The following is a 14256-nucleotide window of genomic DNA, read 5'->3' as shown; positions in this document are numbered from 1 at the left end:
AATTGACTGACAAAGCCGCGTCGTTACGCCATTTCTTCTTTGTCATTTATTGTCGCTTCGTTTAGCGGCGACTTTTATAATATACCACATGTGCCTAGTCGATTGCAAGCATTATTTATTTTCCAGTTTCAACCGGATTTCATCATGCTTGCTTCCGATTCGACAACGAGTAATAAAATATCATATCCATCTGGATCATGTCAAGCCTAAGTCTAATGTTTGTTTAATGGTACATCCGATTACGCGCATACCTGGAGATTTCCTTCGGAGAAGCCAGTCGTGCATACATTCTGAAAATAATTTTGTATCTGGACTCGATGGCAATCTTAATATCAGCATCGATTCGCTTATCATTCAAATCGAACAACATTTCGTCGAGTTCCTTGCGCAAGACGTAATCCAATTCTCTGCATTCGCGTTCGTTAAATAAAAATCCTAGCATGATTGAAGTTGGACTCCTTTCCCGAATCGGAAATCGTGAGACGCAAAAAAGGTATACCGCAATAGAGCTAAGACCAAGTGAGTCTCGGCGCCTATTGCAGCATACCATTACCTCAAAACGCCTCACTCGCTTTACTGTTATGCACAGTTTTGGGCATTTTTATGAGTGTAGGAATCGATATTTTTTAACCTTGAACAAGCGAGAACGTAATTGTGCTTTCAATGAGGGCTGCAATCAAAAGAGTAACTACAATGAGTATGCTCAAGGGAACGACTGTTCGGAAATAGATTTTAAATTGATCCGATACGAGCTTATTCCGAGTCGGACTTGCGAATGAAATGAGCCATTTGGCCGCCAAAATGCCGAAACGGAGCCCTAACGCACAGGCTACGATAATCGCAGGCAGCTCCAAAATCCCGTGAGGCAAAATACCTTTTACGGCGCTAAAGAGCGAGTCCTGCTGGGCTACATTAGCGGATACATAGCCTAACAAAATGCCGTTCATGACAAGCAAAAACAACGGATAGATTCCGAAAAATGCGCCGCTAACGATGACCAGCAGAGCCGCTCTGGCATTATTTAAGAAGATTGTCCAAAATAACGACAACTGTGCATTCGGTTGTTCGACCGCGTCCTGAGCAATTTTCTTAATCGCTTCGATGCCGAAATCGATCATAAATTGAAAGCGTCCCGGGTCGTACGCCCCCATCAACATCGATGCGAAAAACACTAGCGCTGAGGCAATCAAGTAGTGTTTCAGATTACCCAATTGCACCAAAGCTTGTTTAAAGTTCATTCGGAATCCTCCCTATCGGGCATAAGTTAGTGGTACGAGCATACATTTAGACTAAGAACGTAAACAAGCCTTTCTTTCGAACATGAATGGATAGGCAACGGGCAGAGGAGGCCAATCCGGTGAACTTCTTTTATGTTATGAACGGTAAAAAGTTGAAGCAAGCCCTCATCATTTGCGTCGCGGTCCTATTTGCGGCCGGCATTATTTACTCTGAGCGCGGGAATGTCTCGGTCTTCTCGCAAAACGAGCCTGCCGCGGTATACAACGTGCCTACAGAAAAGAAGCTCATCGCATTGACCTTTGATATCAGCTGGGGCGATAAACGGACCGAACCGATTCTGAAGGTGCTGGAGGATAAAGGGGTGAAGAATGCCTCCTTCTTCTTATCCTCGCCCTGGAGCGAAAGCCATCCGGACATCGTAAAGCGTATCGTTAAGGCCGGATGGGAAATCGGCAGCCACGGTCATAAGCATGTGAATTACAGCAGCCTTAGCGATGAAGAGATCCGCACCCAAATCAAAACGGCTCATACTATTCTCAGCGAAGTAACCGAGAAAAATCCGAATTTAATCCGGTTGCCGAACGGCGACTTCGACAAGCGCGTGCTGCGTATTGCAAACGAGTTGAATTACACGGTTATTCAGTGGGATACCGATTCGCTCGATTGGAAAAATCCCGGTGTTGAAAACATTGTCAACCGTGTGGTTACGAAAGCACATCCCGGCGATATTGTACTTATGCATGCGAGCGATTCATGTAAAGAAACGCATGAAGCGCTGCCTGTTATTATCGACAAGCTTCGCGAAAAAGGTTACGAATTCGTCACCGTCAGTCAATTAATGAAGCAAACGCAAGTCGACAACAAGCCTCCGGTCGAAGATCAAACGATGAAACGCATCGATTAATGGACGAATTGACGAGCCGCTACTGCGGCTCTTTGCTTGTTTGCAATACTTTTTGCAGGATTAAGATTTGCCATGCATTACAAGCCAGCAGCGGGATAATCATAAAAATGGTTGAGGCCGCATCATCCTCGCGAATCGCAGGCAGAGCTTCCAGCGCCGTGACGACGATCATAAAAAACAAGGTCGGAATCCATGCCGACGGATTCGTCCACCTGACCTTGAACCAAGCGACAACGAACGAAACAACTGTAATAAATAGGGGAAGCCAGAGGTACGGTACGAATGATACTTCACCTTCCGCACTCGTATATCGCAAATAAACAAGGTCGATCAGTACGATGACAATCAGGATGATTTGCAGGTAATCCCATATCCACTTCTTGGGCATCATGCCCATAAAAATATACCGGACGATTAAGTAAGCGAAAAAGCCCATTTGACTGAGAACGCTAAAGGTCGCGCTGACCAATAAGGAAACAATGAGCGTGTGACTGATCGATTTGCCGCTTAACACCGCTTCCTGATCGGTCAACTGCATCGTAAGACCGGTAAGTGTTCCAACCACAACTCCGACAACCAGAGTTGTCCAGAACAAGTAAAACCATTTTCTTATCGTCACTTTCGTTTAACCTCCATCACTAGTCGTATCAACAGTTAATTCTACCAACGTTCACAATAAAATGCTAACGACATTTGTGTTAAATGAATACCTTGTGACGAATACTACGCTTAAACCAATTGAAGGGAGCTTGACCGGATGAGAACGCGACGGAGCCGTTACTTAATACCCGCTGTCCTGATCGCCGGCCTCTTGACAGCCTGTGGATCGGATACTCAAGCTTCAGGCGCCAACGGAAATGCCTACAAAGACACCAAATCGATGGTTCTCGATATTTTAAAAACCGAAGATGGTCGAAAAGCCATTCAAGAAGCGACTATTCATGAGAACAGCAGACTGCAGCTGTTATCGGCCGGTGATACCCAACAGCTGCAGTTGGCCGTTAAAGATGTGCTTGTCGATACGCAAAGCAACCAGTTTCTGAAAAACATGATCAGCGATCCGAAATTCGCCGGCCAATTCGCCAAAGCGATCGAAAAAGATACGAAGAAACTTCAAAAAGATCTGATGAAGGACCCCGAATATCAGAAGCAGATGCTTGATGCCATGAAAAGCCCGGATTTCGAAACGATGCTTTTGGATACGATGAAAACGACTCCCTACCGGACGCAAGTAAAGACAGTCATCCAGGAATCGCTGCAAAGCCCGCTGTTTCGGCTTGAGCTGATGGACTTGATGAAGAAGGTGCTTCAAGAGGAATCGATGCCGAAGCAGGAGGCACAACAAGCGGGCCAGAACGGCGGTAACAGCGGAGGTGGGGATGGCAGAGAAGAGCAAGGCGGCTCCGATGACCAAAAAGACGGTGAAGATGACTCTAACGATTCCGGAGGCCAGAAAAAAAAGCAGCAGCAATAACTTACGCGAAAAAGGATCGGCGGTTACGCCGATCCTTCTTTATTAATTCCATCGATAACACGGCCGGCAACTTCCAAATAGATACGTCCGGTTTCACTATTCGCTTTATATACGGACGGCGAGTAATCCGGTTCGGCTACATGGTTGTCCGGTACGCCGAGCGGGATTTGCGCCAACAGCGGGGCATGAAGCTCTTCCGCCAATTTTGCGCCGCCGCCGCGACCGAATACGTAATCCTTTTGTCCACAAGCACTACAGGAGTAGTAGGACATGTTCTCGACGATACCGAGAATTTGATGATTCGTATGCAGGGCCATAGCGCCCGCTCTGGCCGCTACGAAAGCAGCCGTCGCATGAGGCGTCGTCACGATGATCTCCTTGCTCTGCGGAATCATCTGGTGAACGTCGAGCGCTACATCTCCGGTACCCGGCGGCAAATCAAGCAGCAAGTAATCCAGTTCGCCCCACTCGACTTCATTGAAGAAGTTCCTCAGCATCTTGCCGAGCATCGGTCCGCGCCAAATGACCGGCGTGTTCTCCTCAACGAAAAATCCCATGGAAATGACCTTAACGCCAAAGCGTTCGACGGGAATGATTCGATTATCGACCAATTGCGGACGATCCTCGATGCCCATCATATCCGGTACGCTAAAGCCGTATATATCGGCATCAACTAGACCGACCTTCTTCCCGAGGCGAGCCAACGCTACCGCTAAATTAACGGTTACGGTTGATTTTCCGACACCGCCCTTTCCGCTGGCAATTGCGATGAATGTTACACCTGAATGCGGATCCAACACATTGACGCCGGGTGACGGGGTGTTAGGCGCCGCTGCAGGCTGTGACTGCTCGATGTGATCGTTCGCGGGACGCTTACGTTCCGCCTCGCTGCGTTCAAAGTCCGAGATCTGACGGAAGCGTAAATGCACATGGTCCGCTCCACTGCCTTTGAACGCCTGGGTGATTTGTTCTTGCAGGCGATTCTTATAAGCAGCGTCCTCTACCGACAGAAGCACGGTAGCCGATACTTGGTTTTCCTTCACCATCATATCGCGAATAAAGTTCAATTCGACAAGCCCGAGTCCGAAAACAGGATCTCGCAGTTCGCTTGCCGATGCAAGTAATTGTTCTCTGGTCAGCACAGTGTCACCTCAGCCGTTCTATTCAAATTTAATGGATCGATACACTGAGGCTATTATACCACATTTTTATGGGCTTCCCACTTTTTCACCGGAATAGTAACGAATGATGCCTTGGTATATCGATGCGGCTACCTTCTTCTGATACGTCGGATCTCCAAGCTGTTTGGCTTCGGCCGGGTTGGAAAGGAATCCGACTTCTACTAGCGCGCTCGGGATTTTCATTGCTTTCAGCAAATAAATTTCCTTGTCCGCTTGTTTCGCGATCCGATCGGTATTTTTCAAATTTTTCTTAATCTCTTCCTGAATCAATGTGGCAAGGGTATGGTTATCCGCATGATTACCTCGATAAAAAAACGTTTGCGCCCCAGTCCATTTCGTCGAAGGGATGGCGTTCATATGTATACTGATGAACATATCAGCCTTTTGCTGTGAAATAAATTGTGCACGGTTCAGCAGGTCTTCGGTTTTTCTTTTGCTGTACCCTTTGGTTGAAGGATCGGCCAAGTCGCGATCGTCCTCTCGCGTCATGACCACTAACGCCCCCGCTTGTTGCAAATAATCGCGCAAGTTAAGCGTTATCGCCAGATTCACTTCCTTCTCCACCAAGCCTTCCTTACTGCTAGCGCCTCCGTCCGGTCCCCCATGTCCCGGGTCCAAGGCGATGATTTTGCCGGAAAGGGGCGTCGTCCAGTAGGTCCACGTTTTGCTTGCGGGCAGTTCATATGTAAACATAAATAGCATTAACGCCACTAGCAGCGCGGACATGACGATTTTCAGCCCGCTGTGCATGGTTAGCCAGACAACGACCCTCTTTCTTCTTCGGAACATGAAAAATCCACCTCGCCTTCCCATAGACTCTCTTTCATCTATATGGGACGAGGTGGACAATTATACCTTATGCTTATACCTGATACTCAGGCTCTTTCATGCCTTCGATCAGCACTTCCGCCACTTCCGGACGGGTGAACTGCGGCGGCGGACATTGACCGTCGCGCAGCAGCGCGCGAACCTTGGTACCGGAAAGATGCAGATGATCCGATGACGGATGCGGGCATGTTTTGCTGGAGGCCATGTTGCCGCACTTGGTGCAGAAGAAGCTATGTTCGAAGAACAAAGGAGTAATCCCAAGCTCTTCAGCCGTAAAGTTGCTGAAAATTTCCTGTGCTTCGTAGGTGCCGTAGTAATCGCCAACGCCGGCGTGGTCCCGGCCGACGATAAAGTGCGAGCACCCGTAGTTTTTGCGAACCATAGCATGGAAGATCGCTTCACGCGGTCCCGCATAGCGCATAGCGGCAGGGAACACACCCAAAAACACGCGGTCTTGCGGATAATAGTTTTCCAAGAGAACCAAGTAACTTTTCATCCGAATCTCAGCGGAAATATCATCGGACTTCGTTTCCCCGACTAGCGGATTCAGGAACAGCGCATCGACGATCTCCATGGCGCTTTTCTGAATGTATTCATGCGCCCGGTGAACCGGATTACGCGTTTGGAAACCGACAACCGTCTTCCAGCCTTTCTCTGCGAAAATACGGCGAGTTTCCGATGGATCGAAGTAAAAATCTTCGAACTTTTCCGGCTTCGGACGATTCAATACTTGAACCGGACCCCCGATATAAGTGGACGGCTTGGTGAAAAGCTTCTGCACGCCCGGATGAGCCGGGTCGTCGGTCTTGAAGACTTTGACCGCTTCGTGGTTCTGATCGACTTGGTAGATGCTCTCTACCTTAATGAGTCCGTACGTAATACCGTCAGATTCGCCTACAAGGGCAACCTCTTGGCCGATTTGCAGCGATGCAGCTTCCTTCTCATCTATGCCCAGCGTGATGGGGATGCTCCAAACCGTCCCGTCGGCCAGTCGCATGCGCTCTACGACCGAATGATAATCCTGCTCAACCATAAATCCGGTTAAGGGCGAAAAAGCACCGACACCGATCAAGTCCAGATCGGAAATAGCCCAAGTGTTAATGCGCAGCTGATGCAGTCCTGCCGCCCGGTTTAAAAGCTGTTCTCTTTCGCCGCCGTCTACAACACGATTAATCAACGTGCCGCCATGCGGTTGTATCGTTGTTCCCATGATTCCGCTTCCTCCTGCCGAATGATCGTTATTCTAAGTATACGTTATTTGTGCAGACCGCACTCGGTCTTCTCGAAGCCCGCCCAACGGCCTGCTCGCGGATCCTCGCCTGGCGCTACCGGTTTGGTGCAATGCTCGCAACCGATGCTAGGGTAGTTTTGGTCGTGCAGTTGGTTGTATATGATGTTGTTGGAGCGAATATAGTTCCATACGTCTTCAGAGGTCCAATCGGCCAGCGGGTTAAACTTCACCAGTCCGAACTTCACATCATATTCGACTTTCTTCGCATTCGCGCGTGTTGGCGCTTGATCGCGGCGAATGCCGGTGATCCAGGCGTCGTAGTTTTTCAAGATGTCCGTCAACGGTTCTACTTTACGAATGTTGCAGCATTGAGTCGGGTCGTTTTTCCAAAGTTGATCTCCATGCGCGGCAGCTTGCTCCTCAAGCGTCAGTTTCGGCAGTACTTGTACGAATTCAAGGCCGTAATGCTGCTGCAAACGGTCACGCGTTTCATAGGTCTCTTTGAAGTGCACATTCGTGTCCAGGTAGAAAATGTCCGTCTTCGGACTAACTTTTTGGAGCATGTCGACGAGGACGACGTCTTCAGCTCCGAAACTACAGGCTAAGGTGATATTCGGGAATCTTTCTACCGCCCAGGCTAAAAGTTCCTGTGGAGTCTTGTTCTCAAATTCTTCGGCAGCTTTAGTAATCAATGCTTCTTTTTCAAACAAATTCATAGTCTGATGAACCTCCCGCGAGATAATCCCGAGTATAATAATAAGATTTTAGTGATTTATTAATAATTATAATTGATACGGACTTTTTGTCAATTTAAAATTTTTGTACTTCGCCATTTTGCATCATATTAGGGATTTGCCTAAACGGTGCAAGATGGGATTGAAAAAAGCCTTTCCGATGAAGATAATCGGAAAGGCTTTGCTGTTGCAAATTAACGTTTCGAGAACTGAGGAGCGCGACGAGCGGCTTTCAAGCCGTACTTTTTACGCTCTTTCATACGAGGGTCGCGAGTCAGGAATCCGGCTCTTTTCAGAAGACCGCGGTATTCCGGATCTGCTTTCAAAAGCGCACGGGAAATTCCGTGACGGATCGCGCCGGCTTGTCCGGAGATCCCGCCGCCATGAGCAAGAACCAAAACGTCGTATTTCGACAACGTCTCTGTCAAGTTCAACGGTTGTTTTACGATCAGTTTCAATGTTTCCAAGCCGAAGTATTCGTCCAGCTCGCGTTTATTGATTACGATACGGCCTTCGCCCGGTACTAAACGTACGCGTGCTACCGAGTGCTTACGACGGCCGGTGCCATAATATTGTACTTGTGCCACAAGACAGTCCTCCCTTTATTAACCGCGAAGTTCCCAAACTTCAGGTTGTTGTGCTTGATGCGGATGTTCCGAACCGGCATATACGTTAAGCTTTGTTTTCAGACGGCTGCCCAAACGGTTTTTCGGAAGCATGCCGTGGATCGCCGACTCCAATACGCGCTCAGGCTTCGTATTCAGAAGCTCTTGTGCGGTAGCTACTTTCAAACCGCCCGGATACAGGGAGTGACGATAGTATTTTTTGTTTTGGAGCTTTTTGCCTGTCAGGTGAATTTTCTCAGCGTTGATGACAATAACGAAATCGCCAGTGTCCACATGCGGAGTAAATTCAGGTTTATGTTTGCCGCGCAAAATGGCAGCCGCTTCGCTGGCAAGACGGCCAAGCGTTTTGCCGGTCGCATCGATGATGTACCATTTGCGTTCTACTTCATTTGGCTTCGCCATATATGTGGTACGCATGTAAATGTTCCTCCTAGATCTATCTTCATCACATTCATTCATATACTTATTCATCGGTTTCAAGACCCGGGGCCGTGGGGTAGCCAGTCAAAGAAACACCATCTAATAATATACTATATCCCATCCAAGGAATCAAGTAATTATCGGCGAATCCTCATAAAAAACTTCCCACAGCATAAGACCGTGCGCCATTGCCGTCGGACCGGCCAAACCGCGATTTCTGGCTTCGAGAATCGCTTTCATGTGCGAAGCTTCCCGCTTGCCTTCACCGATCTGCATCAACGTCCCGACAATGATCCGAACCATATTGTATAAAAAACCGTTCCCGGTCAAATAAATATGGAACACGCTGGATTGCAGGTGCTTGTCCGCCTCTTCTGTCTCCAGCCGCGCTTCGTATATCGTTCGAATACGGCTCGGAGCCACCGTTCTGATGGAGCAGAAAGAAGTGAAATCATGCTCGCCCTCTACGTAGGTCAGCGCTTCTCTCATCGCGTCTATGCGAAGCGCTGTAGGGTGATAAAACTCCATATGACGTCTTAGCGGGTCCATATACTTACCGACGCGTATCGAATAACGATACGTTTTCCGCTTGGCCCATCTCCGGGAGTGAAAATCGTCCGCTACCTGCCTCGCATCCCAAACCCGTATATCATCCGGAAGTCTGGCATTAATGGCCATGCACCAACGGTTCAGCGGAATTTGGGAAGATGTTAGAAAGTTAAACACCTGTCCTCGTGCGTGCACCCCGGCATCCGTACGTCCGGATGCCGTTATTTTGACCTCTTCGCCCGCCAGTAAAGCAATGGCACGCTCAAGTCGGTCTTGTACCGTGTTTAGTCCTGGCTGCGATTGAAAGCCGTTGTAAGACGTTCCATCGTAGCTTACCGTCATGCAAATATTTCTCACGACGAGCCCTCCGTGAACTGGGACTGGAATCAAGGCGCACATACGTACAAAAAAAGGGTTTCATCAGAATCAAAAGATCCCGTCCACCCTTTCACAACCTTTTTCTCTTATGCCCGGTCAACCAGTTCCAAGTAAACCATAGGCGCAGCATCACCGCGACGCGGTCCAAGCTTCAGGATACGTGTGTATCCGCCTTGACGCTCAGCGTAGCGAGGAGCCAAATCGGAGAAAAGTTTTTGAATCGCGTCTTGATTTTCGTTCGCTTGTTCACGACGAACGAAAGTAGCGACTTGACGACGAGCGTGAAGATCTCCCCGTTTAGCCAACGTGATCAATTTTTCTGCGATCGAACGCAACTCTTTTGCTTTCGCTTCTGTCGTTTGAATGCGCTCATGTATAAATAAGTCGGTTACCAGGTCACGAAACAATGCTTTACGCGAGCTGGAGTCACGATTTAACTTTTTGTATGCAGCCATCTGTGCAACCTCCTTCTGTTAATCTTCCATTCTTAGTCCAAGTCCGAGCTCTTCGAGCTTTTCTTGAACTTCTTCGAGAGATTTGCGTCCCAAATTGCGGACCTTCATCATATCTTCTTCCGTTTTCGTAATCAATTCTTGTACCGTATTGATGCCGGCACGCTTCAGACAGTTATAAGAACGAACGGACAGGTCGAGTTCCTCGATCGTCATCTCGAGTACTTTCTCCTTCTTGTCCTCTTCTTTCTCAACCATAATCTCGGCGTCTTTCGCTTCATCGGTCAGACCGACGAAGAGCATCAGATGCTCCGTCAAGATTTTGGCGCCCAAGCTTACCGCTTCTTCCGGTCGAATACTGCCGTCAGACCATACTTCAAGTGTGAGTTTGTCATAGTTGGTAACTTGGCCGACGCGCGTATTTTCTACGCTGTAATTGACACGAGTAATCGGAGTATAGATCGAATCGATCGGAATCACGCCGATCGGCTGATCCTCTCTCTTGTTCTTGTCTGCCGATACGTATCCGCGGCCGCGGTTCGCATGAATTCGCATGTGAAGCCGTGCATCGGAGGACAGCGTAGCAATGTGCAGATCCGGGTTTAAGATCTCCACATCGCTATCGCCGCGAATATCGCCAGCCACAACAGCCCCTTCACCTTCGGCGTCGATCTCAAGAACCTTTTCCTCATCGGAATGGATCTTAAGCGACAAGCCTTTAAGGTTCAGGATGATTTCCGTAACATCTTCCATGACACCCGGAACCGTGGAGAACTCGTGCAGGACGCCGTCGATTTGAACGGAATTAACCGCCGCACCCGGAAGGGAAGACAGCAATATTCTGCGTAATGAGTTGCCGAGCGTAGTTCCATAGCCTCTTTCCAAAGGCTCCACGACAAATTTGCCATATGTGCCGTCATCACTTAATGATACGGTTTCTATTTTCGGCTTTTCGATTTCGATCATTGTAAACCCTCCTTCAAACGTCGTTTCCTTCTGGATAACTTAAGACGCATAAAACGTGCAGTATACCTATCCAAATAGTATAGACACCATTTGGATATTTATACCACCCGGGCTTAGCGATCCTGGATTAGACACGACGACGTTTCGGAGGACGGCAACCGTTGTGAGGGATCGGAGTCACGTCTTTAATCAGGTTTACTTCAAGACCTGCAGCTTGAAGCGAACGAATCGCTGCTTCACGGCCTGCACCTGGTCCTTTAACCATGACCTCTACGGCCTTCATCCCATGCTCCATTGCCGCTTTCGCTGCAGACTCAGCTGCCATTTGTGCGGCGAACGGAGTGCTTTTACGGGAACCTTTAAAACCGAGGTTACCGGCGCTTGCCCAAGAAATCGCATTTCCGTGCGGGTCAGTGATGGTAACAATCGTGTTGTTGAATGTAGAGCGGATATGAGCTACTCCACTGTCGATATTTTTCCGATCGCGACGTTTCGTACGAACTACTTTTTTAGGTTTAGCCATTTTAAGCGTTACCCCCCTTTACTATTTTTTCTTATTCGCTACCGTACGACGAGGACCTTTACGCGTACGAGCATTTGTTTTAGTACGTTGACCGCGAACCGGCAAGCCGCGGCGGTGGCGAACGCCACGATAACATCCGATCTCAATCAGACGTTTGATGTTCAACGAGATTTCACGACGCAGGTCGCCTTCCACTTTCAGCGTTTTGTCGATAACCTCGCGGATTTTGCTCACTTCGTCTTCTGTCAGATCGCGAACGCGAGTGTCCGGATTGATACCGGTTTGAGCGACGATTTTCGCAGCCGTTGTGTTGCCGATCCCGAAGATGTAAGTCAAAGCGATGATCACGCGTTTGTCACGGGGTAAGTCTACACCAGCAATACGTGCCATTAAACGAGCACCTCCTTAGCCTTGTTTTTGTTTATGTTTCGGATTTTCGCAAATTACCATAACGTTGCCTTTGCGGCGAATGACTTTGCATTTTTCGCAAATCGGTTTGACCGACGGTCTAACCTTCATGGTGGTTACCTCCTCAAAGCTTTCCGTAAGGAAAGCTGCTTCGTAAGCATGGTCTTAGTTTTCCGCAGGAAAACTGACTTCGTAAGGATTTTGCTCAGCTTTCCGCGAGGAAAGCTGCTTCGTAAGCATATGGTTTAACTTCTCTTGCTACAAGTTCATCTATTTAAAACGATAGGTTATACGGCCTCTGGTCAAATCATACGGCGAAAGTTCAACCGTCACTTTGTCACCCGGCAAAATGCGGATAAAGTGCATTCTGATTTTTCCGGATACATGAGCAAGTATCTTATGACCGTTCTCCAGTTCTACCTTGAACATTGCATTCGGAAGAGGTTCAATCACTGTACCTTCAACTTCAATTACATCTTCTTTGGCCACAGTCATTCTCCTTTCTCTTGCGCATCGTGCGATAAATGGTTCACTGCCTGAGTCAAAGCAAATCGAAGCTTTCCGTTGGTAACTCGGCCCGTCTCGCGGAGACTGTCGGCCACTTCGGAGCTAATTGCCGGAAGAAGCTCGAGATGAATGAGATTTTTCTTCTTAGGTTCATCGAATTTCCGTTTGCCGCCGTCTGCAATCCACACGTATCGTTGGTCTACGACGCCGATTATGACGGCGTACTTCCCGGAATCCCGTCCCCGATTCACCCTTACGATTTGTCCGATATGAGGTTCATTCGTTGGTTCCATCCGCTTCTAAGCACCAGGCAACGTTAAAATCTCGTAACCGTCTTGCGTTATGGCGATGGTGTGTTCGAAATGTGCGCACAGTGTGCCATCCACCGTGACCACCGTCCAATTGTCTTCAAGCGTTCGGACGTAACGTTCACCCACATTAACCATCGGTTCGATCGCAAGCACCATCCCCGGCTTCAAGCGCGGTCCATGACCGGCGATGCCATAGTTCGGTATTTGCGGCTCCTCATGGAGCTCCGTTCCGATGCCGTGACCTACATACTCTCGAACAATCGAAAATCCTTCATTCTCTGCGCATCTTTGAATGGCATTGGATATCGTATACAGCCTGACGTCGGGTCCGGCTACTGCCAGCCCTGCGAGCAACGAGCGTTCCGTGACGTCGAGCAATTTGCTCGCCGTTTCGGAGATCGTGCCGACGCCATATGTCCAGGCGGAATCGCCATGATATCCTTTATATTGAGCACCGATGTCGATACTGATGATGTCACCGTCTTTCAGCTTGCGCTGACCGGGAATACCGTGAACCAATTCATCATTCACCGAAGCGCAGATGCTTCCGGGAAAACCATTGTAGCCTTTAAAAGATGGAATTGCACCCTGACTGCGAATAAAGTTTTCTGCGATCTGATCGAGCTCTTTCGTTGTAATATCGGGCTGAATGGCTTTTTGCAGCAAACGATGCGTCTCGGCCACAATACGGCCCGCCTCGCGCATGAACTCCAGTTCAGCTGCTGATTTACAAATGATCATTACGCTTGCCCTCGCAATAGTGAACTGATTTGTGCAGTGACCGTGTTAATTTCTTGCTCACCGTTAACCTCACGCAATATTCCCTTGTTACGATAATACTCCAGAAGAGGAGCGGTTTTATTGATATACTCGTCCAAACGAGTCCCTACTTTTTCTTCGGTATCATCCGAACGCTGATACAATTCACCCGAACATTTGTCGCAAACATTGTCACGCGCAGGTGGGTTAAACAAGACATGATACGTTGCACCGCAAGATTTACAAATACGACGACCCGTCAAACGGGCGAGCAGCAAATCGCGATCGACCGCGAGGTTAATCACATGATCGATGCTTTTGCCAAGTTCCGCGGCAATCCCGTCAAGCGCTTCGGCTTGAGAGATCGTTCTCGGAAATCCGTCGAGTAAAAATCCTTTATCGCAATCTGGCTGAGACACTCGATCACGGACAATACCGATCGTGATCTCATCCGGTACAAGCAACCCTTGATCGACATACTTCTTAGCTTCGACGCCAAGCGGCGTTTCTTGCTTCATGGCAAGCCGGAATGCATCACCGGTGGAGATATGCGGAATCTGGAACTCATCAACGATTCGTTCCGCTTGCGTTCCTTTACCTGCACCAGGAGGCCCCATAAAGATGATATTCACCGTGACTTCCTCCCCCACTTGCATCGTTCGATGCTAACAGCACAATAGGTGCCGATAGCTCTCATCAAATTCGCGTTACCGTGAATTTCCTTCAACCCATGCGACGCCGATGAACGTTGGTTCGTCAGCGTCAT

21 protein-coding genes are annotated in these 14256 nt (G+C 48.6%); 2 read left to right on the top strand and 19 right to left on the bottom strand.

The features are described 5' to 3' along the window. Positions 1-223: 223 nt before the first annotated feature. Positions 224-442, bottom strand: coding sequence for a hypothetical protein (locus tag PVA01S_RS18650; RefSeq protein ID WP_054797107.1), 219 nt, complete (start codon positions 440-442; stop codon positions 224-226). Between the two features lie 184 nt (positions 443-626). Further along, on the bottom strand, positions 627-1238 hold the full coding sequence (locus PVA01S_RS18645; RefSeq protein ID WP_127608831.1) for a stage II sporulation protein M: 612 nt from the start codon (positions 1236-1238) through the stop codon (positions 627-629). A 119-nt stretch (positions 1239-1357) separates the two neighbouring features. On the opposite strand from PVA01S_RS18645, the gene pdaB reads away from it, so the two are divergent. Next, positions 1358-2143 (top strand): polysaccharide deacetylase family sporulation protein PdaB, encoded by a 786-nt coding sequence (gene pdaB, locus PVA01S_RS18640; RefSeq protein WP_054799664.1) that lies wholly within the window; start codon positions 1358-1360, stop codon positions 2141-2143. A gap of 19 nt (positions 2144-2162) precedes the next feature. Here the strand turns inward: pdaB and PVA01S_RS18635 are convergent, their stop codons facing one another. Continuing rightward, the gene (locus PVA01S_RS18635; RefSeq protein WP_127608830.1) at positions 2163-2762 is read right to left on the bottom strand and encodes a KinB-signaling pathway activation protein; all 600 of its coding nucleotides are present in this window, start codon (positions 2760-2762) and stop codon (positions 2163-2165) included. Positions 2763-2900: 138 nt separating this feature from the next. Here PVA01S_RS18635 and gerD point away from each other — a divergent pair, with 138 nt between their 5' ends. After that, positions 2901-3617, top strand: a complete 717-nt coding sequence (gene gerD, locus PVA01S_RS18630; RefSeq protein ID WP_127608829.1) for a spore germination lipoprotein GerD — start codon at positions 2901-2903, stop codon at positions 3615-3617. A 23-nt stretch (positions 3618-3640) separates the two neighbouring features. Here the strand turns inward: gerD and PVA01S_RS18625 are convergent, their stop codons facing one another. The 16 genes from PVA01S_RS18625 to PVA01S_RS18550 form a co-directional block, all read right to left on the bottom strand. Continuing rightward, entirely contained in the window at positions 3641-4759 is a 1119-nt protein-coding gene (locus PVA01S_RS18625; protein ID WP_127608828.1) for an Mrp/NBP35 family ATP-binding protein, read from the bottom strand. A 66-nt stretch (positions 4760-4825) separates the two neighbouring features. Next, positions 4826-5587: an N-acetylmuramoyl-L-alanine amidase CwlD gene (cwlD, locus tag PVA01S_RS18620; RefSeq protein ID WP_127608827.1), complete on the bottom strand. Its 762-nt coding sequence runs from the start codon at positions 5585-5587 to the stop codon at positions 4826-4828. A 73-nt stretch (positions 5588-5660) separates the two neighbouring features. After that, complete coding sequence (sat, locus tag PVA01S_RS18615; protein ID WP_054799666.1) at positions 5661-6836, bottom strand: sulfate adenylyltransferase; 1176 nt, start codon at positions 6834-6836, stop codon at positions 5661-5663. A gap of 44 nt (positions 6837-6880) precedes the next feature. Then, positions 6881-7573, bottom strand: coding sequence for a phosphoadenylyl-sulfate reductase (locus PVA01S_RS18610; protein WP_054799667.1), 693 nt, complete (start codon positions 7571-7573; stop codon positions 6881-6883). A 212-nt stretch (positions 7574-7785) separates the two neighbouring features. Beyond that, positions 7786-8178 (bottom strand): 30S ribosomal protein S9, encoded by a 393-nt coding sequence (gene rpsI / locus PVA01S_RS18605; RefSeq protein ID WP_054797104.1) that lies wholly within the window; start codon positions 8176-8178, stop codon positions 7786-7788. An 18-nt stretch (positions 8179-8196) separates the two neighbouring features. Next, positions 8197-8634, bottom strand: a complete 438-nt coding sequence (gene rplM / locus PVA01S_RS18600; RefSeq protein ID WP_054799668.1) for a 50S ribosomal protein L13 — start codon at positions 8632-8634, stop codon at positions 8197-8199. 132 nt (positions 8635-8766) lie between these two features. Further along, positions 8767-9543 carry a tRNA pseudouridine(38-40) synthase TruA gene (gene truA, locus PVA01S_RS18595; RefSeq protein WP_127608826.1) on the bottom strand — a complete coding sequence of 259 codons (777 nt, stop codon included), beginning with the start codon at positions 9541-9543 and terminating at the stop codon, positions 8767-8769. Positions 9544-9650: 107 nt separating this feature from the next. Next, the gene (gene rplQ / locus PVA01S_RS18590; RefSeq protein ID WP_054797102.1) at positions 9651-10019 is read right to left on the bottom strand and encodes a 50S ribosomal protein L17; all 369 of its coding nucleotides are present in this window, start codon (positions 10017-10019) and stop codon (positions 9651-9653) included. 18 nt (positions 10020-10037) lie between these two features. Continuing rightward, positions 10038-10982 carry a DNA-directed RNA polymerase subunit alpha gene (locus PVA01S_RS18585; RefSeq protein ID WP_054797101.1) on the bottom strand — a complete coding sequence of 315 codons (945 nt, stop codon included), beginning with the start codon at positions 10980-10982 and terminating at the stop codon, positions 10038-10040. A 127-nt stretch (positions 10983-11109) separates the two neighbouring features. Beyond that, on the bottom strand, positions 11110-11505 hold the full coding sequence (gene rpsK / locus PVA01S_RS18580) for a 30S ribosomal protein S11 (RefSeq protein WP_013921137.1): 396 nt from the start codon (positions 11503-11505) through the stop codon (positions 11110-11112). Between the two features lie 21 nt (positions 11506-11526). Beyond that, on the bottom strand, positions 11527-11895 hold the full coding sequence (gene rpsM / locus PVA01S_RS18575; RefSeq protein ID WP_127608825.1) for a 30S ribosomal protein S13: 369 nt from the start codon (positions 11893-11895) through the stop codon (positions 11527-11529). Between the two features lie 15 nt (positions 11896-11910). Next, positions 11911-12024 carry a 50S ribosomal protein L36 gene (rpmJ, locus tag PVA01S_RS18570; protein WP_003333770.1) on the bottom strand — a complete coding sequence of 38 codons (114 nt, stop codon included), beginning with the start codon at positions 12022-12024 and terminating at the stop codon, positions 11911-11913. A gap of 159 nt (positions 12025-12183) precedes the next feature. Beyond that, complete coding sequence (infA, locus tag PVA01S_RS18565) at positions 12184-12402, bottom strand: translation initiation factor IF-1 (RefSeq protein ID WP_009676800.1); 219 nt, start codon at positions 12400-12402, stop codon at positions 12184-12186. 2 nt (positions 12403-12404) lie between these two features. After that, positions 12405-12713 (bottom strand): KOW domain-containing RNA-binding protein, encoded by a 309-nt coding sequence (locus PVA01S_RS18560; RefSeq protein WP_054797098.1) that lies wholly within the window; start codon positions 12711-12713, stop codon positions 12405-12407. Positions 12714-12719: 6 nt separating this feature from the next. Next, positions 12720-13472: a type I methionyl aminopeptidase gene (gene map, locus PVA01S_RS18555; RefSeq protein WP_127608824.1), complete on the bottom strand. Its 753-nt coding sequence runs from the start codon at positions 13470-13472 to the stop codon at positions 12720-12722. Continuing rightward, the gene (locus PVA01S_RS18550) at positions 13472-14122 is read right to left on the bottom strand and encodes an adenylate kinase (protein WP_127608823.1); all 651 of its coding nucleotides are present in this window, start codon (positions 14120-14122) and stop codon (positions 13472-13474) included. The genes map and PVA01S_RS18550 overlap by 1 nt, the downstream gene beginning before the upstream one ends. Positions 14123-14256: the final 134 nt, after the last annotated feature.

It is taken from the genome of Paenibacillus validus NBRC 15382, assembly GCF_004000985.1.
GTDB lineage: Bacteria > Bacillota > Bacilli > Paenibacillales > NBRC-103111 > Paenibacillus_G > Paenibacillus_G validus.
Note: the sequence above shows the minus strand (reverse complement) of the source record. Positions and strands in the feature narration are given on the sequence as shown.